This window comes from Campylobacter anatolicus (assembly GCF_018145655.1).
Lineage (GTDB): Bacteria > Campylobacterota > Campylobacteria > Campylobacterales > Campylobacteraceae > Campylobacter_A > Campylobacter_A anatolicus.
Map to the genome: position 1 here is coordinate 1 of NZ_JAGSSY010000007.1, position 20,348 is coordinate 20,348.

Consider the following 20,348-nt stretch of genomic DNA (forward strand, 5'->3'; position numbering starts at 1 on the left):
TGTAAAGCTTAGTGATAACACTCTAGGAGCAGCTAGTGATACAGCAATAAGCCAAAGAGGTATTTATCAACTACTAAATAAAAGCAAAAGCTTTAGCGAAAATGGTTATGTAACACTGCCAAATAATCTAATGATTCAGTGGGGGTTTATCTTATTCAAACAAGACTATAGACGAGATTGGTGACAAAGGAATTTTTATAAGACGCTTTTATGAAAGAGACGTTAAGTATGATCGTACTTTAAAGTGATACATTGATGAGTAATGATGATAGCTTGTTGGGTAAAAAATAAGCAAACCGATAAATAGTTTTAGTAAATAGCAGACATAATAACGGACACTAAAAGTCAAATTTTATTACAATGCACCTATAATACGGAGTTATATAAAAAATTTTAAATCCTTTCGTGGCCACCACATTTTCTGCCATAAAAATTTATATTTTGTTTTAGCATAAGTTGCATATGCACAGTCTGCCAATCATCCTTTTCATCTAATACCACGTCAAATCCAACACTTTTCCAAAATAAAAATCCACCAGGTAAAAAATAGTGCGTATGTAGATAAAGCTGCTCGTAGTCGTAATTTTTAGCAAATTTTAAAGCTTTGCGAAATAAAGCCTTTCCTATACCCATACGCCTAAGCTCGGCCTTGACATAACATCTTGAAATTTCGGCAACATTGCCACAAACTTGATCGTGAAGTATTTTTATACGTTTATCATACTCACCGATAAATATACATCCTACTAGCTCATCGCCGATAAATGCTCCAAATAACGCACTTCTTGCCATCATTATTTCACATTTTAGTCTAGCTTTTATTTGACTAAATCGCTTATCATCTATGCGGTTTTGATAACAGCATTTGCATTGTAAGTATAAAAATTTTTCAACCTTTTCAAAATGATCTAAATCAACCCTTTTTATCTTGATATTTTCAAACACTGTTACCCTTTAAATTTATCGGTATTACCGAGCTTATTAGTCTTTTTGTATAGTCACTAAAACTTGATTTATCAATATTTTTTAAATTTATATCATCATCTATTACGCCATTACGCAACACGATTACACGATCGCATAAAAATGCCACACTCTCAAGATCGTGAGTGATAAAAATAAAGCTCATATCAAGCCTTTGTTTTAGATCTTTTAGTAGTTTAAGTATCTCAAATCCAACGCTTACATCAAGCGAACTAAGTGGCTCGTCAAGTACTAAAATTTTTGGTTTTATAGCTATTGCACGAGCAATACAGATGCGTTGCAGTTGTCCGCCACTAAGCTCATGTGAATAGCGATCTAAAAATGTTTCATTAAGCCAAACATTGTTTAAAATCTCTTTGAAATTTATATCATCTTTGCGTCCCCAAAATGGCTCAGATAAAATTTCTCTGACCTTAAAATTTGGATTTATAGATGTGTTGTAGTCTTGAAAAACTACGCTTAGAGTATTTTTACTGCTATTTTTCCATTTTGTTAAGCTTAAGTTTTCATATAAAATTTCTCCACTATCAGCCTTTTCTAATCCTAAAATCAACCTAGCAAGCGTGCTTTTGCCACTTCCGCTTTCGCCGATTATGGCGGTGCAAGAGCCCTTTTTGATAGTGAAATTTATATCGTTTAGCACCATTTTATCACCATAAAATTTATACAAATTTTTTACGCAAAGCATTGGTTAAACCTTGAAAAAAGCTCTTTGTGTGTGTTTATAAGATTTTTAGCACTTTGACTTTTCGGTGATGAGAAAAACTTATCTTTTGTGCCAAACTCTACTAAATTTGAGTGCTGCATAAGTAAAATTTCATCACTTAAAAACGCGACTGCTCCAAGATCATGTGAAACGAAAATGAGTGATTTTTTGCACTCATTTTTGATAAATTTAAAGATATTTAAGATCTCTTTTGCATTTATCGTATCAAGAGCTGATGTCGGCTCATCGGCGATGATGATATCTGGATCTTGAGCGAGAGCTAGTGCGATGATGGCACGTTGCAGTTGTCCGCCACTAAGCTCGTGTGGGTAGGCAGCTGCGGTTTTAGTGGCGTTTAATCCCATTTTATCAAGCCAAAATAAAGTAAGCTCTAAGGCGACTTTTTTGTCTTTTAAATTTAAACTTTCGTAGAATTGATCTTTTATTGTATATAGCGGATCGAGTGCGGTAAGTGCGTTTTGTGTGATGAGTGAGATCTTTTTGCCACGAATTTTATTTAAAGTGATTTGATTTAAGCTTAATAAATTCTCTCCATTAAATTCTATCTTACCGCTTATATTTAAATTTTCTTCACAAAGCCCCATTATAGCCTTGCATATCATCGTCTTACCGCTTCCGCTTTCACCTACAATTCCAAGAGTAGAGCACTCTTTGAGAGCAAATGAGATATTATTTATGAGTATTTTTTGACTGATCTTGTCAGTGATGATTAAATTTTTGACGCTTAAAATTTCGCTCATTTTGCCAACTTTATTTGCATGTAGCGTCTTTTATCAAGTGTCTCTGATAAGCTATCGCCCAAAAAGTTAAAGGCTAAAACTACAACTAGTATACACACACCTGAGGGTAGCGTCTGAAATGGTGCGACGCTTAGAACGTTTTTAGCTTCATTTAGCATCATTCCCCACTCAGGTGTTGGTGCTTGCACCCCAAGCCCTAAAAAAGACAAGGCTGAAAGACTTAGTATCACCCAGCCTACATCAAGCGAAATAAGTAAAATTATATCTTTGGATATACAAGGGAGTATGTGTTTGCATATGATAGTCGTGTCGCTAATGCCACTTGCACGTGAAAAAAGTATAAAATTTACGTTTTTATATTCAAGCGTAAAAGTGTATATCATACGTATATACCATGCACTTTTTGCAATGATAGTTGCGATGATGATATTTGCTACGCCAACGCCTAAAAATCCAACTATAGAAAGGATAAAAAGTTCCGCTGGAAAAGCCAACATTGCATCGCAGACTCTCATAATTACATTGCCAAAAAAATTAAAATATCCAGCGAGTGTACCTATGATAGTGCTTAAAAATATCGTTATAAATATCGTTATAAACGCTAAAAATAGCGTCGTGCGGATACCATAAATGAGCCTTGAAAGCACACATCTGCCAAGATGATCTGTCCCAAGCGGATAGGTTATGCTAAACGAAGCAAATTTGTTTGCTAGATTTGGTGTGAGCGGATCATTTGGAGCGATAAAATTTGCAAAAATACCCAAAAATATCACCATCAAAATGATAAAAATTGAGATAAGAGTTAAAAAATTTTTCCTAAAATTTATGACAATATCTCTCATATTTGTATCCTTTTATCTAGCTTTCGCACGAGTATATCGGCAGTGAGATTAAAGATTATAAAAGCTGAGCTAAGCAGTAAAATATGAGCTGATATAAGTGGATAATCCCTGCTAAAAATCGCTTGCAAACATACTCGACCAACACCATTAAGTCCAAATATGCTCTCAACGACAAATGTGCCAGCTATGAACTTTGGCACGGACATACCAAGTGCGATTATACAGGGTTTAAGAGCGTTTTTAATGATATGGCGGTTGATTAAATTTTTGCTTAGCCCACGAGCCTTTGCGTAGGCAATGAATGGCTGTGAACTGACGCTTATCATAGTGTTTCTAAGCATTCTAGCATATGTGCTAGTATGGACTATACTTAGCGTGATACTAGGTAGCACAAGGCTTTTAAAACCATTATAACCGCTTGTATCAAATAAATTTAAATTTACCGAAAATATCAAAATCAGTATAAGCCCAAACCAAAAACTAGGCATTGCTGATGATAAAAATATAAAAGCCCTAGCCATCCTATCGCCTAGCGAATTTTCATGCAAACCACAGTAAATTCCCAAAGAAAAACTCAAAGCTAGTATCAAAATAAGAGTGCAAAGAGCAAGACTTAGCGTGATAGGCAATGCATGAAAAATTTCATCTAAAACGGGCGTGCGTGTAACGTAGCTAAGCCCTAAATTTCCACTTATAGCTTCGCTTAGCCAAGCTATATATCTAACAAAAAATGGCTTATTTAGTCCAAGCTCACGCTGCATATCAGATAACGCTTGTGGTGTTACCGTTATATCATTGACACGCAGAGCGACTTCGGCTGGATTAATTGAGTTTAAATTTAATAGACAAAATACTCCAAACGATACGCAAAGTAGCAGTATCGGTGCTAAAGCGATGCGTTTTAGAGCGTATGTTTTCATTTTTGTCTATCTATTCAAAATGCATTTTTTCAAATGGTATCTCGTATTGTGAGATATTAAAGCCAACGCCTTTTAAATTTGGTACGAAAACCGCTTTTGTGCGTGAATAGCTAAGCGGTATATAAATGTTGCTTTCGTGGATATATGTAAAAATTTCTTTATACATTTGTGTGCGTTTAAGCTCATCTGGCTCGATAAGAATTTGTTTTATTTTAGTATCTAGCCACTCTTTTTTTTCAAGTCCTAGTTGGGCTTGATAGTCACCGTGAGTCGGTGTTCGCCACGATGAAATGTATGATTGTGGATCATATGGTATGCCCCAAGATAGGGAGTATTGAAGGTCAAAATCGCCATTTTTTTGACGATTTAAAAATGCTTGTTTCTCTTCGCCGTAAATTTTTAGCTCGATGCCGATGTCTTTAAAGTTGCTTTGTATGTATTCACTGATGACTTTTTCTTGGGCGTTATTGATGTTAAAATAAAGTCTTAAACTAAGTTTAACATTGTCTTTGTATCTGTATCCATCATCGCCCTTTTTATATCCCGCTTCGTCTAAAATCTGTGCTGCCTTTGTTGGATCAAATTTTTTAGCCACAAGTTCTATATTTGCATATGGTGTTGTCTTTGCAAATAGTGTATCAGCCACTTTTTCGGTACCATTTAGTATACCACTAACTATATCTTGTTTATTTACTGCGTATACCAGAGCTTCACGCACTTTTATATCCATCGTTATAGGCTGTTTTGAGTTTAGTAGTATCGCTCTTGATGCGATCGGTTCGCTTAGAAGTGTAGCTAGTTTATCACTATTTTGTACAGCTTTAAATGCATCTAAATTTATCATATCACCGTCTGCACCAAATATTAGATCGATTTCACCCTTTTGTAGTGCTAAAAGCATAGTCTGATGATCTGGTATAACACGCCATTTTACGCTTTTTAGCTTCGGTTTTTCACCCCAGTAGTTTTCATTGCGTTCAAATAGTGCAAATGCATTCTTATCGTATTTGCTAAGTACCCAAGCACCAGTGCCGACGAGACATTTAACGCCATCTTTTGTGCTACCATTTTCAAAACAATTTGGTGATAGAAAACGAAATGGACGAGTCATTGCAAGTTCGGTTAGCGTTGGATAGTAAGGATTTTTCAAATTTAGTTTAAATGTAAATTTATCGACTACTTCTGTACTTTGTATCTCATTTATTAGCTCAAGCCAAGCGTGTCGTGTACGGTTTGCCAAAACTGCATCGATATTTTGTTTGACTACATTTGCATCAAATTCGCTTCCATCGCTAAATTTAATGTCTTTTCTAAGATGAAAAATATAGCTTTTGTCACCGTCTATTATCTCCCATCTTTGAGCTAAATTTGGCTTTATACCATCTTTAGTATCTAAAATGAGTGGCTCAAATACCATATTTTGAGCTGCCATTTCACCGCTATAAAGGTGTGGGTTTATATTTCTTATATCTTTTGTGCTGGCATATACAAGCTCAGTTTTGATTTGTTTTTTGCTTGTCGTTTCGCTACAACCAAAAAATATAAAGCTAAATGCAACAAGCACTAAAATCATACTTTTAAATTTAAACAGCATCATATTTTGATCCTCTGAAATATTACTAAATAAATACTAGTGTTATTTTAGTATTTTAAATTTAAAATTAATATTAAAATATGACGAATATATAAAAGTGTGCGAGGCAAACTATTTACTCATACTAGATCGTAGGGAGAAAAATAAATTTAATATGAAAAGACGAGAATTACTAAATTTATTTTCAAAGCAAATCATAATACTTTTGCCATAAAATATAATAAGATAAATATCTAAAATTCTTGAAATACATAATATTAAAATATAAATATATATATTTTAAATTTACCTTTTATAAAATTTAAACAAAATTCTTTTATTAAGTATAGCTTAAAGTCCATTTAGATAAAATTTAGCACGTTCTTTTAATGTAAAAAAGACAGTTCAGTAAAAAGGAAAAATAATGAGTGATATAATCGCATACAAACTTAACGGAGAGATAGTAGATACTCAAAGTATCGCGGGGCGTGAGAGTGTAGCAAAGCCGATATATTTTGACAACTCACCAGATGCACTAAACGTCATACGTCACTCCTGTGCACACCTTATGGCACAAGCTATCAAGTCGCTTTATCCAGAGGCTAAATTCTTCGTAGGTCCAAATGTTGAGGATGGATTTTACTATGATTTTAGAGTTGATGAGAGTGGCACGAAGTTAAGCGAGACCGACCTTACAGCGATAGAAAAAAAGATGAAAGAACTAGCTGAGGCTAGACTTGATATAGTAAAAAGCTGTAATACCAAAGCCTTTATGAGTAATAAATTTAAAAATGATGACTTAAAACAAGAGGTATTAAAGCGAATTCCAGATGGCGAAGTGAGTAGCTACTCGCAGGGCGATTTTGAGGACTTATGCCGTGGTCCGCACCTACCAAATACTAAATTTTTAAGATTTTTTAAGCTTACTCGTGTTGCTGGGGCATATCTTGGTGGCGATGAGAATCGTGAAATGTTAAATAGAATTTATGGCACAGCTTATGCCGATAAAGAGAGTTTAAAAGAGTATATCACGATGGTGGAAGAGGCTAAAAAGCGAGACCACCGAAAGCTTGGTGTGGAGATGAAGCTATTTAGCTTCGATGATGAGATTGGTAGTGGACTTGCACTTTGGTTGCCAAATGGCGGACGACTTCGCTCAAAGATAGAGCAGCTTTTGTATAAAGCACACCGTGAGCGTGGCTATGAGCCAGTTCGTGGTCCAGAGTTGCTAAAGTCAGACGTGTGGAAACGCTCAGGGCATTACGCAAACTATAAAGAAAATATGTATTTTACAACCATTGATGAACAAGAGTATGGCATAAAGCCGATGAACTGCGTAGGACACTTAAAAGTGTATCAAACAGACATTAGGAGTTACCGCGATTTACCACTTAAATTTTTTGAATATGGCGTAGTTCATCGCCACGAAAAAAGTGGTGTTTTACATGGACTTTTTAGAGTGCGAGAGTTTGCGCAAGATGACTCGCATATCTTTTGTATGCCTAGTCAGATAAAGGGCGAAATTTTAGAGATTTTAAGCTTTGCTGGAGCGATTATGAAGAGTTTTGGTTTTGAATATGAGATGGAAATTTCAACCAAACCAGCCAAAGCTATCGGCAGTGATGAAATTTGGGAGATAGCGACAAAGGCACTTAAAGAGGCTCTTGATGAAAACGGCTTTAAATACGGCATAGACGAAGGAGGCGGTGCATTTTATGGACCAAAGATAGATATAAAGATAACAGACGCACTTAAGCGTAAATGGCAGTGTGGCACGATACAAGTGGATTTTAACCTACCAGAGAGATTTGATCTTGGTTATATAGATAGTAATAACGAACGTCAAAGACCGGTTATGTTGCATCGTGCATTGCTCGGTAGTTTTGAGAGATTTATAGGGATTTTGATAGAACATACCGGTGGAGAGCTGCCATTTTTCATAGCACCTACGCAGGTTGTCATAGTACCTATAAATGACGCACATAATGAATACGCTAAAAAAGTGGCTCGTGAGCTACGTAAGGTCGGCGTAGATACTGAAATTTCAAATAAAAATGAGAGTTTAAATAAAAGAATAAGAACGGCAGAGAAGCAAAGAGTGCCTATGATAGCCGTGTTAGGTGATGCTGAGGTGGAAAATGAGAGCATCGCACTACGCGACAGACAGGCTAGAACACAGAGCGAATTAAGCTTGGTGGAGTTTATAAATTTAACAAAGGACAAACTAAATGAGGTGCATTTTTGAGTAAAGAACAAGAGGTATTGCTCAACGAGGACATAAGAGCGCGTGAGGTAAGATGTGTCGGCGATGATGGCACAAACTACGGTGTTATATCAAGAGACGAAGCTTTAAATATAGCTGAGAAAATGGGAGTTGACTTAGTTCTCATCGCCCCTGATGGTAAGCCGCCAGTTTGTAAGATAATGGATTATGGTAAATTCCGTTATCAGCAGGAGAAAAAGCAAAAAGAGGCGAAGAAAAAGCAAAAGATCATTGACATAAAAGAGATAAAACTCTCAGTCAAAATCGCTCAAAATGACATTAATTATAAAGTAAAACACGCACTTGAGTTTTTAGAAGATGGTAAACACGTAAAATTTCGCGTCTTTTTAAAGGGACGTGAGATGAGTACACCTGAGGCTGGTGTAGTTATGCTAGAAAAGGTCTGGGAGATGGTAAAAGATGTTGCTGATCGTGATAAAGAACCACTCATAGAAGGGCGATACGTAAATATGCTTGTTATGCCTAAAAAGGCGTAATGCTCCTACTTTTACTCTCACTTTTTTGTGAGAGTAAATTTTTGTATTTTAGTGATTGTTTATTGTGATAGATAGCTCTTCATAACTATTAAATATAGTACGCACACTCATTTTGCTTTGATTAAGTAGTAGTTTATCGCTACTTTTGAAATAATCACTCATTTTTATATTAAATTTATAGCTAAATATTTTTTATGTCACTACATTACTTTTTGTGCTAAGTCTAAGTATTAAATACCCAACCACTCCAGAGAGTAACGAAATGAGTAAGATAGCTATTTTATCTGTATATGCAAATATGTATGCCATTATAAGTTAGTCCATTGACAAAAAGTCTCATCATAAACCCCACGCCACAAAGCATCACTACGCCATAGTTACGTCCATATTACATTAGCTGATAATTTTGTTATTTTAAATTTAATAGCCAAAAAGCTAAAAGGATAAACATACCGCTTATTTTCCTACAAAAAGTCCTAGAATAAGTCAAGACTCATATTTAAAACAGCTATTCAACACAAATATCGCGTATATAGATACTAGCATTAATAAAGACAAATATTGGTGGCTACTATGCCACCTAGTTGTGTGGATCATACTCTATGCTTTTTAACATAGAGTTTTAAATTTAATAGGCATAAAAACATCGCTATGACTCCAACAAGAAAAGCATGAATACTTTATCCTAGCACACATATTATGAGATAAATTACTTTACTTTTAACGCCAAGGTGATTTAGCACAAAAAGTCCCACGATACAGACTGATGAAATGCAAAACTACACTAAGCTCACTTGTATAAAATAGTGCAATAATGATAATCGTGTATAAATAATCAATAATATTCAGTCTCATAAAAATTTAAGTGTAGTTGGCACACAATGACAAAGTAGGCTTAAGATGCATAGTGTAAATGCGATGTTTGTAGCTTTGGGCATCGCCCAGCAGCCAAGTGCAAAGCTATCCGTACTTTGTAAGTGAGCAAAAGATTATTACAGTAACAATGATATCGCCAAGACCTGCAATATTTAGAAGTGCGATTTGGGCTGGGTTGTGTAAATATCCTTGAAATATTCACACTTTAGCCCAAGTACTATAAGAAAAATATTTGTCATAAGTCCGTCATTTGTATCAAAATATAAATGTGCCAGATATTAGATATTTTAATAAATATGGAAAATGTCATACTCATTAAAAAGTCTATATTTTAAAGATAAAGACACTTTAATAGTTTTATTTATATTTTAGCTGAGAATTCAAGTTAAATTTAGCTATAATCTACAGAGTAAATTTAGAAGACAATAATCAAACAATATTGCAAATTTATGGACAAATTTTGAGTCTTGTTTGCTAATAAAAGTGCCAAATATAAAAATCGTGTCATAAAGTGGTGTAAACAGCTTTTTGAGGAAATAAAGCTTATAAATTTTATGCAATAAAAGTGGTTTTAAATTTAAAAGGACAAAAATGTCTAGAGATATATTAAAAAAAGTTAAAAAAATAGTCGTAAAAGTAGGTACTTCAACGCTTACAAAGGCTGATGGGACGCTAAATGAAGAGTTTATTAAATCTTTGGTGGTTCAAATTTGTGAGTTAAAACGGCGTGGATATGATGTCGTGCTAGTTAGCTCTGGTGCAGTAGGTGCTGGTATGGGGCGTATGAAATTTAAAGAAAAGCCATGCAACATCAGTCAAAAACAGGCTCTTGCTGCCGTGGGGCAGGTCTCGCTTATGCATCTTTATGAGTATATATTTTGGGCGTATTCAAGTGGTATCGCTCAGCTATTGCTTACTCGTGGTGACTTTAGCAACCGCAAACGCTATCTAAACGTACGAAATGTTTGTAACCAGCTTTTATCTTGGGGTATTGTGCCTATCATAAATGAAAATGACCCAGTTGTAGCTGATGAGCTAAAAGTGGGGGACAATGACACGCTTAGTGCCTTGGTGGCTGGACTTATTGATGCGGACTTGGTTATTATTTTAAGCGATATAGACGGACTTTATGATAAAAATCCAAATGAATTTAAAGACGCAAAGCTTATAAATTTGGTGCAAAATATAGATAAAAGTATCTTAAAAATGGCAGGTGGCGAGGGCTCTAAATTTGGCACTGGCGGTATGGCTACAAAGCTTACCGCTGCTAAAATGGCAAACAAAATCGGTGCAAATTTAATAATAGCAAATGGTAAAGACAGCAATGTATTGCTTAAAATTTTAGATGAAATTGTGATAGGTACGCTATTTGTCGCAAATGCAAACAAACTAAACTCACGCAAATATTGGCTAGCATATGGTGCAACACAAAAAGGCTTTTTAAGTATTGATGATGGAGCGGTAAAGGCTATAAAGAGTGGTAAAAGTCTGCTAAGTGTCGGTGTGAATGGAGTTGGCGGTGAGTTTGAGCGTGGTGAGATAGTTTCGGTAAGAGATAGCAAAAATGAGTTGATCGCATGCGGTATAGTTAATTACTCATCAAGTGAGATAGCTCTGATAAATGGGCGAAAGAGTGAGGAGATAGAGCAAATTTTAGGCTACAAATACGATGATGACCTTATCCATGCTGATAATATAGCGATAAACTAAGGAGCAAAAATGAGTGAAATTTTAAAGATCGCAAAGGCTGCAAAGGCTGCAAGCAAGGAGCTTTTAAACCTGAGTGCGAGTGTGAAAAACGACATTTTAAAAGCAGTTGCAGATGAGCTAATAGCACAAAAAGAGGCGATAAAAGATATAAATTTAAAGGATATTAAAGCAGCTCGTATGAGCGGTATGAGCGAGGCATTAATAGACCGCTTGACGCTTACGGACTCTCGGATAGAGGCTATGTCGCAGGGGGTTGTGGAGTTGGCAAATTTTAAAGACATCGTTGGCGAAGTACTTGGCGGATGGGAGCATAAAAATGGACTGAAAATCTCAAAGGTGCGTGTACCACTTGGAGTGCTTGGTATGATATATGAGTCTCGTCCAAATGTAAGCATAGACGCCGCAGCTTTGGCACTTAAAAGCTCAAATGCTATTATCTTGCGTGGCTCGGCTAGTGCGATAAACTCAAATATATTTTTAGTAAATTTATTTAACTGTGTAGGTGCAAAGCTAGGGCTACCAAGTGGTGCAGTAAGCCTTATTGCAACTACAGAGCGTGAGGCAGTGAGCGAGATGATAAAATTACATAAATACATTGATGTGCTTATCCCACGTGGTGGCAAGAAGCTTAAAGAATTTATAATACAAAACGCTACGATACCAGTCATTGAGACAGGCTCTGGAGTGTGCTATATCTACGTTGATGAGAGTGCGGATTTAAGTGAGGCTATAAATATAATCAAAAATGCAAAAATGCAACGTCCAAGTGCTTGCAATAGCGTTGAATGCGTTCTTTTACACGAAAAGATTGCAGAGAAAATTTTACCAAATCTAGTTGATGAATTGCAGAGTGTGGAGCTAAGGGTTGAGAGTAAATTTTATGATAAGCTTAATAAATTTAAAAATGTTATAAAAGCCGATGAGAGCGACTTTGGCACGGAGTATCTAGCTCTTATTTTAGCTATTAAAAGCGTGGCAGATGTGGGTGAGGCTATAGAGTATATAAACGCCCATTCTAGCAAACATTCAGACAGTATAATAAGCCAAAACTACGCAAATATAGAGCAGTTTTTAAATAGCATTGATAGTGCAGTAGTCTATGCAAATGCTTCCACTCGTTTTAGTGATGGTGGAGAGTTTGGATTTGGCGGGGAGATTGGCATCTCAACACAAAAGCTACACGCTAGAGGACCGATGGGTGTAAGTGAACTAACGACATACAAATACATCGTGCGTGGTGCAGGACAGACGAGATAGGGAGATAAAATGTGTGATCTAAATTTAAATATTGGTTTTATCGGTGGCGGTAATATGGGCGAGGCTATGATAGGCTCACTCGTTAGGGCAAATTTTAAGGCTTCAAATATTGTGGTATTTGCAAAAAGTAAGAACGATGAACTCGCACATAAATACGGTGTGAGCGTGGTTAGTGATGAAATTGCGGTTGTAAACAATGCTGATGTGATAGTTTTAGCCGTTAAGCCAAACGCTTATGAGAGTGTTTTAAATTTGATAAAAAGTGAGATAAAAACACAGATCATCATTACATTAGCTCCTAGTTTTAGCATAGCAAGAGTGCATGATATTTTAAGCAGTACTACTGATGAATCAAGCTATAAATTTAAAGTCGTGCGAACTATGCCAAACACACCAGCACTCATTGGATGTGGTGTAACGGCGGTAAATTTTAGCAAGAGTGTGAGTCAAGATGAGCGTAAAAATATTATGCAAATTCTATCAAGCTTTGGCGAAGTTTTTGAGCTTGATGAGAGTGCATTTCCTGCATTTGTTGGTATCGCAGGGAGTTTACCGGCTTATGTTTTTATGTTTATAGAAGCCCTTGCTGATGGGGCAGTTTTAGAAGGGCTTAGTAGAGATAAGGCGTATAAGATAGCAGCAGCCGCGGTTGCCGGAAGTGCAAATATGGCACTACAAAGCCAAAAACATGTGGCAAATTTAAAAGATGATGTTTGCTCCCCATCAGGCACGAGTATAGAAGCGGTACGAGTGTTAGAAAATGCTAAATTTAGAAGTGCCGTGATAGAGGCAGTAAGTGTAGCAGCGAGAAAGACAAGACAATAAACCAAATAAAGAAAAATGTATAAAAGTAAAGTATTTTTAGTAAGCTACAGATAGCTAAGTATACCAAAGAGTTTTTGAAGATGCTTTTATAAAATTTATATTCTAATTAAGCTTAGATTTGGTTATATTTTTCAGACATTTTAAAGATGAATTATGGTGCGTGAGTAATTAGAGCAAAAACTTATGTATAATGGTGGATTTTTAGTAAATATGAAGCATATACTACATTAAAGAAGGTAAATGACAAGCTGATAATTGTCATCAAAATACATTATGACATTTCATTAAAAGAGGTGAAATAATAGTAAGGTTAGAAAATATAGTAAAAAACTAAAATTTTTGATACAATTACATTATAAATTTAATAAAAAAGGATAAAAATGAAAAATCATATCAAAGTTTTAGCCTTAGCAACTATTATAGTAGCGGTATTTGCAGGTTGTGCAAAAGAGAGCTCAAGGACTATTGAGACACCTACGATAGCGGTTGCAAATATGCCGTATCACGGTAAAAAAGCGGAGGTTTCTATTGGTAGATTTAATAATCAGTCAAGCTATCACAATGGCATATTTAGCGATGGTGAGGATAGGCTAGGTTCGCAGGCTCAAACAATACTTATAACAAATTTACAGCAAAGTGGTAGATTTAGCGTGATGGATCGCACAAATATGAAAGCGATCAAACAAGAGAGTGAGATAGCTAAAAATGCACAAAATTTAAAAGGTGCAAAATATGTCATCACTGGCGATGTTGTGGAATTTGGACGTAAGACAACAGGCGATCATCAGCTTTTTGGTATTTTAGGTAAAGGCAAAACTCAAACCGCTTATGCGAAAGTAAATTTAAACGTTGTTGATGTGCAGACTTCTGAGATAGTATATTCTTCACAAGGTGCTGGAGAGTATGAACTCTCAAATCGCGAAATTATCGGCTTTGGTGGTACAGCTGGATATGACGCGACGCTAAATGGTAAAGTGCTAAGCCTAGCAATAATTGAAGCCGTAAATAATCTAATCGCAGGGCTACAAAGTGGTGCTTGGCAGGTAAAATAGCATGAAATTTAGTAAAACTTTAAACGCTTTTGTATTAACTGTATTTGCGTTTGTCGTGGCTGGTTGTGCTAGTGGTAGCAACCAAATGGGAGCATCGTATCACTGGGAGTCAAGCTATGCAGATTCTATTTATGATTATATTCGTCAAGAAGGCGATTTAAACGAGTACATAAATGAGCTAGAAAAATATATAGCAAATGCTTATAAAGCCCAAGCATCCAAAGCTGCAAATAAAATACCACCAGGACTTTACGCACATTTGGGGCTACTATATGCAAATAACGGCGATAGTGTAAGAGCAAAGTCAAATTTCATAAAAGAGATGGAGCTTTATCCAGAATCAAAGCATTATATAGAATTTCTGATGTTGCAAGGCGGTAAAAATAGCGTGAGCGACAAAAGTATCAAAGATAACAAAAGTGAAAATTGAAAGGCGAAAAAATGAATAAATTTAAACTAGTGATATTTTCAGCCTTTTTGGCGATATTTTTATCAGCTTGTAATAATACCCAGCCACAACCTTATGACTATTCGGCATTTTTACAGAGTAAGCCACGCTCTATACTTGTACTTATGCCGACAAATGAGACTACCGAGATGGATGGCTCTGCGGCAGTTTTAGCACATGCCGTGCAACCACTTAGTGTAGCTGGGTATTATGTGTTTCCTCCCGCACTTGTCAATGATACATTTAAACACAATGGTATAACCGAAGCAAATGACATACACCAAATTTCACTAAGCAAGATAAAACAGATCTTTAATCCGGATGCTGTGTTATATATAAATATCTCAGAATACGGCTCAAGCTACGCCTTGATAACAGCTACAACGATTGTGGGCATGAGTGCAAAGCTAGTTGATGTCGATAGTGGTAGAACTCTTTGGGATGGCAGGGCTATAGTGTCAGACGGTGGAAGTGGTGGAGGTGGTGGTATAGTTGGTATGCTTATCAGTGCTGTTGTAAGCCAGATCGCAAACACTATAAGCGATAAAGGATATAAGCTATCAGCAACTGCCGATTGGGCTTTATTTGGACACAATTGCAATGGCTGCATATTGCTCGGACCATACGCAAATGGCTATGGACAGGACAAACAACTAAATACAGCAAAATAAATTTAGCCCCAACTGTAGGGGCTAAATTTAAATTTACAAACTTCAATTAATAACACAAGAGACTAACACAGTTTAAATTTCATATTAGTATTTGATATTTTTGTTATACTTTTTTATTTTTAATGGCGAAAATAGTTAATAACAAACAAGAAAAGGATAAATTTTTATGAGTTTTTATAGCGGTGACTCATTGACATCTCAATCCTACACAAGTGGTTGCATATACTAAAAATATTTAAAATTTCAACTCTATATATTTATGGTATTATCACTTTAAAAATCAAAAGAGACGGTTGTGAGTTAAAATTTTAAAAGCAAATATAAATATAATTAGATACTACAAAAATTAGCTACAATACAGATAAAATATAAAGTTTTTTTTAAATTATATAATATACTTATGTTAAATCAAAAAGGAGCAAAGATGTGTTGTATTTAGCGTAAAGAATAAAAAGAGTTTATTTGGCGGATACAAAAGCACGATGAGCGTTGAAGAGGCGTTGCAAGTCGCCCCAAATTTGACGCAGTTTAGCTTTGATGAGAGTAGTAGCGAGTTTGATGCAGAGAGTTTTTATAACGCAATGATAAGCGACTTTGATTTTTTGATTGTGGGTGTTGATGGTGTGAGTGGCAGGGGATTTGAGTTAGATTACAATGAGATTACAAAAACTTATAATATTCGTGTTGCTACGCCTAGTACACGCGATGACTGGTATATAGCACTTGAATATCTATCAAATTTAGCCAAAAAACTCAGTTCAGATATAGCCACTGACATAGACGATAAAAAGTATAACTCAGATAGCATTTTAAAATTTGATTATGAAAAAGATGTGATGTTTGGTTTAGAGATTATGAGAGAAAATTTAAGTGGTGATTTACAAACTAATATAAACTACGGCGTCATCAGACCTTTGGCTCTAAATTTAGTGATGATAGATGAGATACTTTCCTCAAGCGATCCTATTGATGCGTATAGCCAAAAGCTCACACAGGTGCAGTATATTGACGCATACTCGGCACGCCAACGGTTTTTCAGAGCAAATAATAGTGGCGAAATCATCGGCTTATATACACTCACACAAGGGGTTGATACGATATTGCCGTATAAGCCTGGTGTTGAGTATTATAATTTAGATACTCTTGGCGGAGAGGAGGTTTCGCAATGGCAGTTGAGTTTTGTTTGTTTTGATGAGAACGCACAGGACGAAGAAAGTGCTTATTTTGCATTAGATCCAATACTTGATTATAATGAAGTGATCGAAAATTTGCCAAAGGATAGTTATAAATTTATAGATGCAACTTATATTTTAGTAAGCGGGTTAAGTCGCGAAGTTATGGAACATCTGGCTGAAATTTGTGAGAAAAAATAAATCTATCAAGAGTAAAAACAAGCTTAAAATTTTTAAAATTTTCAATTGCTAAAGTATCAAATTCAAAGCCCTAGCTTAGACTAGGGCTTTGCGTAATTTTATCTTTATAAGATTATCTTCGTTTTTTATAAATTTTTATCGCTTCTGCGATGACTGATTTTAAATCTTCTTCGCTATTTGCTTCATCTGGATTGTATGTATTTTCTAAAATTTTTTGCAAGTTTCGCTCAACGTAGCTTGTATCAAAAAATCCCCGTCTAAACTCACGCCCTTTGCTGATAGTTAGCAAAAATGGGATAATCGTTTTCACGCCCTCTATGGTAAATTCCTCCAATGCTCTCTCTAATTTATTGACCGCTAGATCGTAATCAGTAGCCTTGACGATGAGCTTTGCCACAAGCGAATCAAAAAATGGCGGTATAGTGTAGTCTTTGTATGCATGGCTATCCACACGTACAGATGGACCAAGTGCTGGATAGTAGCCACTTATAGTGCCAGGTGCTGGAGTGAAGTTATGCCAGACATCTTCGGCTGTGATACGTGCTTCTATCGCGTAGCCGTGAGGTTTTATATCGCTTTGTTCTATCTCAAGTATCTCCCCAGATGCGATACGGATCTGACGCACAACTAGATCTTGACCTGTGATCTCTTCTGTGACGCCGTGCTCTACTTGTATGCGAGTATTCATCTCCATAAAGTAAAAGTTGTTATAATCATCTAGTAAAAATTCTATCGTACCGACGTTTGAATACCCCACTGCCTTTGCCGCAGCAACAGCGGTAACGCCCATTATTTTACGTAAGTTTTCACTTATAGATGGACAAGGGGCGATCTCGATGATCTTTTGATGGCGTCGTTGTATAGAGCAGTCACGTTCGCAAAGGTGTATGATGTTTCCGTAGTTATCGCCTAAAATTTGAAATTCGATGTGGCGAGGATTGACTACGAGCTTTTCCATAAATACCTCATCGTTGTTAAAATATGCCTTGGCTTCACGTGTGCAGGAGTTAAAAGCATCTTCCATATCCTCCTCTTTCCACACTTCTCGGATTCCGCGTCCACCACCTCCGCCACTAGCTTTTAATATAACTGGATATCCGATACGTCTTGCGTGTTCTTTGATCGCCTCCATGCTATTATCATTTAGTTTTTCGGTCCCAGGCACGATAGGAACGCCGTTGCGTTTCATAAGATAACGTGCGATATTTTTATCGCCCATTTTGCGTATCACATCCGCTTTTGGACCTATGAAAATAAGACCTTCATCTTCTACAAGTTTTGCAAATTCGTAATTTTCGCTTAAAAATCCATACCCAGGATGTATTGCGTCAGCACCACACTCTTTAGCCATCGCCACGATAGCTTTGGCATCTAAGTAGCCCTTGATCGGATCTTCGCCTATCATATAGGCTTCATCAGCCACCATAACATGCAGACACTCTTTGTCTGGACGCGTGTAAATAGCCACACTTTGAATATGTAGATCACGACAAGCACGCACTATCCGCACAGCGATCTCGCCACGGTTTGCGATAAGAATTTTATGTATCACTGCTAATCCTTAAAATATTTTTATAATAATAATACTAAATAATTTATTTTTAGATAAAATTGTGTGATAATTAAGCAAATTTATAGCTAAAAGTTTGCTTTTATAGCTTTAAATTTACAGATAGCGAATGGAAAAGGTTTTTAAACTCACATATCACTAATGACAATAACGGCATTATAGAAAAAACTAGACAAATTCAAGAAGATGAAATAATAGCTTTTCAAAGAGATGATAAAAGCCTTATAAATTTAAAGCTAATTGATAAGAAAAACATACACGCCAACTCTTTGCAAGTGCTAAACCAAGTAAATGACAAAGAGCGTAAAAACCGCTATGATGTTACTATTTTGGTAAATGGCTTACCTCTCGTTCAAATTGAGCTAAAAAAACGAGGTGTTGCTTTGAAAGAGGCATTTAACCAAATTAAACGGTATAAAAGAACAAGCTATGACAAAGGTGCTAGACTTTTTGAATACACTCAAATTTTTGTTATAAGTAATGGCACACTTACAAAATACTACTCAAACACAGTTAGAGAAGATAGCTTAAAAGGTGGAACTAAAAAAGGTGCTGATACATTTGAGTTTACTAGCTTTTGGGCGAGTGCTAATAACAAAAGCATAAAAGATTTATATGACTTTACTCGTACTTTTCTAACACCAAGAGTTATTTTAAATATTATCACAAAATACTGCGTTTTTGGAACTGATAAGAAGCTTTTGGTAATGCGTCCTTATCAGATAGTAGCAACTGAGAGAATTTTAAATAAAATCTTAGTAGCTAAAGAGAACAAATTTCAAGGCTCAGTAAAAGCGGGTGGCTATATATGGCACACAACAGGAAGTGGTAAAACTCTAACAAGCTTTAAAACTGCTGTTCTTGCTTCGAGTCTAGGATATATCAAAGGTGCTTTTTGTTGTAGATAGAAAAGACCTAGACTATCAAACAATGAAAGAGTATAATAAATTTCAAAAAGATGCTGTAAACTCAAGCTCTAGTGCTAATGTATTAAAAGCACAGCTTGAAGATGATAATGTAAATATCATCGTTACAACGATACAAAAACTTAATAACTTCATAAAATCAAATAGTGGACATGAGATTTTTAACAAGGATGTTGTGATAATCTTTGATGAGTGTCATAGATCGCAGTTTGGTGATATGCATAGAAATATCAAAAGAAATTTTAAAAAATACTATATGTTTGGCTTTACCGGTACGCCAATATTTACACAAAACATCGGATTAAATTGCTCCACTACTGAAGGTCTTTTTGGCGTTGAGCTTCATAACTATACGATAGTAAATGCGATAGATGATAAGAATGTTTTGCCATTTAAAGTAAGCTATCTAAACACCATAAAAGCCAAAGATGAGATAAAAGATAAAGATGTAATTGGTATCGATACAGCTGGGGCTTTGATAAATGAAGATAGGATTTTAAAAAACAGCGAGTATATTCTAGAACACTTTGAAGCTCAAACTAAAAATAGAAGTGGCTATACATTTAACAGCCCACAAATTCTAAGCCCTAAAGGCTTTAACTCAATGCTTGCAGTTTCAAATATAAAGATGGCAAAGAGATACTACAAAAGCTTTAAAAGCTTAAACCATAATCTAAAAGTAGCTACAATCTTTAGCTTCGCACAAAACGAAGATGAGGATGAAAGTAGTGAGAGTGCTGAGGGGTTAGATAAGAGCTCAAGAGAGTTTTTAGATGGTGCGATAAGCGATTATAACGCCATGTTTGGTACAAACTATGACGCATCTACTTAAAAATTTGAAAACTACTATAAAGATATATCTCTTAAGATGAAAAACCGTGAGCTTGATATCTTGATAGTGGTTGGTATGTTTTTAACCGGCTTTGATGCTAAGTGTTTAAATACTTTATGAGTTGATAAAAATATGGTCTATCATGGACTAATACAAGCGTTTTCAAGGACAAACAGAATTTTAAACAGCGTAAAGCAGTTTGGAAATATAGTATGTTTTAGGGATTTAGAGAGTGAGCTAAATGAGGCACTATCTCTATTTG

Annotated in this window: 17 protein-coding genes and 2 pseudogenes; 11 read left to right on the forward strand and 8 right to left on the reverse strand. The window is 35.7% G+C overall.

Annotated features, from left to right (window positions below):
- Positions 1-184 (forward strand): hypothetical protein (locus KDE13_RS08760; protein ID WP_212143599.1); only part of this gene is annotated, 184 nt, incomplete at its 5' end.
- A 209-nt stretch (positions 185-393) separates the two neighbouring features.
- Here KDE13_RS08760 and KDE13_RS08765 read toward each other — a convergent pair.
- The 6 genes from KDE13_RS08765 to nikA are packed head-to-tail and all read right to left on the reverse strand — an operon-like array spanning position 394 to position 5,810.
- On the reverse strand, positions 394-945 hold the full coding sequence (locus tag KDE13_RS08765; protein ID WP_212143600.1) for a GNAT family N-acetyltransferase: 552 nt from the start codon (positions 943-945) through the stop codon (positions 394-396).
- Positions 938-1,672 carry an ABC transporter ATP-binding protein gene (locus KDE13_RS08770; protein WP_212143601.1) on the reverse strand — a complete coding sequence of 245 codons (735 nt, stop codon included), beginning with the start codon at positions 1,670-1,672 and terminating at the stop codon, positions 938-940. The genes KDE13_RS08765 and KDE13_RS08770 overlap by 8 nt, the downstream gene beginning before the upstream one ends.
- Entirely contained in the window at positions 1,660-2,451 is a 792-nt protein-coding gene (locus KDE13_RS08775; protein WP_212143602.1) for an ATP-binding cassette domain-containing protein, read from the reverse strand. Before KDE13_RS08775 ends, KDE13_RS08770 begins: the two co-directional genes overlap by 13 nt.
- Positions 2,448-3,293, reverse strand: coding sequence for a nickel/cobalt ABC transporter permease (gene opp1C / locus KDE13_RS08780; RefSeq protein WP_212143603.1), 846 nt, complete (start codon positions 3,291-3,293; stop codon positions 2,448-2,450). Before opp1C ends, KDE13_RS08775 begins: the two co-directional genes overlap by 4 nt.
- The gene (locus tag KDE13_RS08785) at positions 3,290-4,213 is read right to left on the reverse strand and encodes an ABC transporter permease (protein ID WP_212143604.1); all 924 of its coding nucleotides are present in this window, start codon (positions 4,211-4,213) and stop codon (positions 3,290-3,292) included. The genes opp1C and KDE13_RS08785 overlap by 4 nt, the downstream gene beginning before the upstream one ends.
- Before the next feature lie 10 nt (positions 4,214-4,223).
- Entirely contained in the window at positions 4,224-5,810 is a 1,587-nt protein-coding gene (gene nikA / locus KDE13_RS08790) for a nickel ABC transporter substrate-binding protein (protein WP_212143605.1), read from the reverse strand.
- Between the two features lie 400 nt (positions 5,811-6,210).
- Between nikA and thrS the strand changes: the two genes are divergently transcribed.
- Both thrS and infC read left to right on the forward strand, forming a co-directional pair.
- The gene (gene thrS / locus KDE13_RS08795; protein ID WP_229203741.1) at positions 6,211-8,031 is read left to right on the forward strand and encodes a threonine--tRNA ligase; all 1,821 of its coding nucleotides are present in this window, start codon (positions 6,211-6,213) and stop codon (positions 8,029-8,031) included.
- Positions 8,028-8,546: a translation initiation factor IF-3 gene (gene infC / locus KDE13_RS08800; RefSeq protein ID WP_212139607.1), complete on the forward strand. Its 519-nt coding sequence runs from the start codon at positions 8,028-8,030 to the stop codon at positions 8,544-8,546. The genes thrS and infC overlap by 4 nt, the downstream gene beginning before the upstream one ends.
- 851 nt (positions 8,547-9,397) lie before the next feature.
- On the opposite strand, the pseudogene KDE13_RS09850 reads toward infC, so the two are convergent.
- Positions 9,398-9,502 (reverse strand): annotated as a pseudogene (locus KDE13_RS09850) (Na+/H+ antiporter NhaA); the annotation flags it as partial.
- Between the two features lie 511 nt (positions 9,503-10,013).
- Here KDE13_RS09850 and proB point away from each other — a divergent pair.
- The 7 genes from proB (at position 10,014) to KDE13_RS08840 (ending at position 16,758) form a co-directional block, all read left to right on the forward strand.
- On the forward strand, positions 10,014-11,132 hold the full coding sequence (gene proB / locus KDE13_RS08810) for a glutamate 5-kinase (RefSeq protein WP_212143606.1): 1,119 nt from the start codon (positions 10,014-10,016) through the stop codon (positions 11,130-11,132).
- Between the two features lie 9 nt (positions 11,133-11,141).
- On the forward strand, positions 11,142-12,389 hold the full coding sequence (locus KDE13_RS08815) for a glutamate-5-semialdehyde dehydrogenase (RefSeq protein WP_212143607.1): 1,248 nt from the start codon (positions 11,142-11,144) through the stop codon (positions 12,387-12,389).
- Between the two features lie 9 nt (positions 12,390-12,398).
- Complete coding sequence (gene proC, locus KDE13_RS08820) at positions 12,399-13,214, forward strand: pyrroline-5-carboxylate reductase (protein ID WP_212143608.1); 816 nt, start codon at positions 12,399-12,401, stop codon at positions 13,212-13,214.
- Between the two features lie 380 nt (positions 13,215-13,594).
- Entirely contained in the window at positions 13,595-14,266 is a 672-nt protein-coding gene (locus KDE13_RS08825) for a CsgG/HfaB family protein (protein ID WP_212143609.1), read from the forward strand.
- A gap of 1 nt (position 14,267) precedes the next feature.
- The gene (locus KDE13_RS08830; protein WP_212143610.1) at positions 14,268-14,696 is read left to right on the forward strand and encodes a DUF4810 domain-containing protein; all 429 of its coding nucleotides are present in this window, start codon (positions 14,268-14,270) and stop codon (positions 14,694-14,696) included.
- 11 nt (positions 14,697-14,707) lie between these two features.
- Positions 14,708-15,385: a DUF799 domain-containing protein gene (locus KDE13_RS08835; protein WP_212143611.1), complete on the forward strand. Its 678-nt coding sequence runs from the start codon at positions 14,708-14,710 to the stop codon at positions 15,383-15,385.
- A gap of 407 nt (positions 15,386-15,792) precedes the next feature.
- Positions 15,793-16,758, forward strand: a complete 966-nt coding sequence (locus tag KDE13_RS08840) for a DUF4299 family protein (RefSeq protein WP_212143628.1) — start codon at positions 15,793-15,795, stop codon at positions 16,756-16,758.
- Positions 16,759-16,870: 112 nt separating this feature from the next.
- On the opposite strand, the gene KDE13_RS08845 is transcribed toward KDE13_RS08840, so the two are convergent.
- Positions 16,871-18,310 (reverse strand): acetyl-CoA carboxylase subunit A, encoded by a 1,440-nt coding sequence (locus KDE13_RS08845; protein WP_212143612.1) that lies wholly within the window; start codon positions 18,308-18,310, stop codon positions 16,871-16,873.
- Positions 18,311-18,423: 113 nt separating this feature from the next.
- Between KDE13_RS08845 and KDE13_RS09855 the strand changes: the two are divergent.
- Positions 18,424-20,302 (forward strand): annotated as a pseudogene (locus tag KDE13_RS09855) (type I restriction endonuclease subunit R); the annotation flags it as partial.
- Positions 20,303-20,348: the final 46 nt, after the last annotated feature.

Excerpts from the sequence above, each read along its gene's own strand:
- KDE13_RS08770 (WP_212143601.1), bottom strand. The coding sequence starts at position 1,672 with ATGCTTTGCGTAAAAAATTTGTATAAATTTTATGGTGATAAAATGGTG.
- KDE13_RS08775 (WP_212143602.1), bottom strand. The coding sequence starts at position 2,451 with ATGAGCGAAATTTTAAGCGTCAAAAATTTAATCATCACTGACAAGATC.
- opp1C (WP_212143603.1), bottom strand. The coding sequence starts at position 3,293 with ATGAGAGATATTGTCATAAATTTTAGGAAAAATTTTTTAACTCTTATC.
- KDE13_RS08785 (WP_212143604.1), bottom strand. The coding sequence starts at position 4,213 with ATGAAAACATACGCTCTAAAACGCATCGCTTTAGCACCGATACTGCTA.
- nikA (WP_212143605.1), bottom strand. The coding sequence starts at position 5,810 with ATGATGCTGTTTAAATTTAAAAGTATGATTTTAGTGCTTGTTGCATTT.
- thrS (WP_229203741.1), top strand. The coding sequence starts at position 6,211 with ATGAGTGATATAATCGCATACAAACTTAACGGAGAGATAGTAGATACT.
- proB (WP_212143606.1), top strand. The coding sequence starts at position 10,014 with ATGTCTAGAGATATATTAAAAAAAGTTAAAAAAATAGTCGTAAAAGTA.
- KDE13_RS08815 (WP_212143607.1), top strand. The coding sequence starts at position 11,142 with ATGAGTGAAATTTTAAAGATCGCAAAGGCTGCAAAGGCTGCAAGCAAG.
- proC (WP_212143608.1), top strand. The coding sequence starts at position 12,399 with ATGTGTGATCTAAATTTAAATATTGGTTTTATCGGTGGCGGTAATATG.
- KDE13_RS08825 (WP_212143609.1), top strand. The coding sequence starts at position 13,595 with ATGAAAAATCATATCAAAGTTTTAGCCTTAGCAACTATTATAGTAGCG.
- KDE13_RS08830 (WP_212143610.1), top strand. The coding sequence starts at position 14,268 with ATGAAATTTAGTAAAACTTTAAACGCTTTTGTATTAACTGTATTTGCG.
- KDE13_RS08835 (WP_212143611.1), top strand. The coding sequence starts at position 14,708 with ATGAATAAATTTAAACTAGTGATATTTTCAGCCTTTTTGGCGATATTT.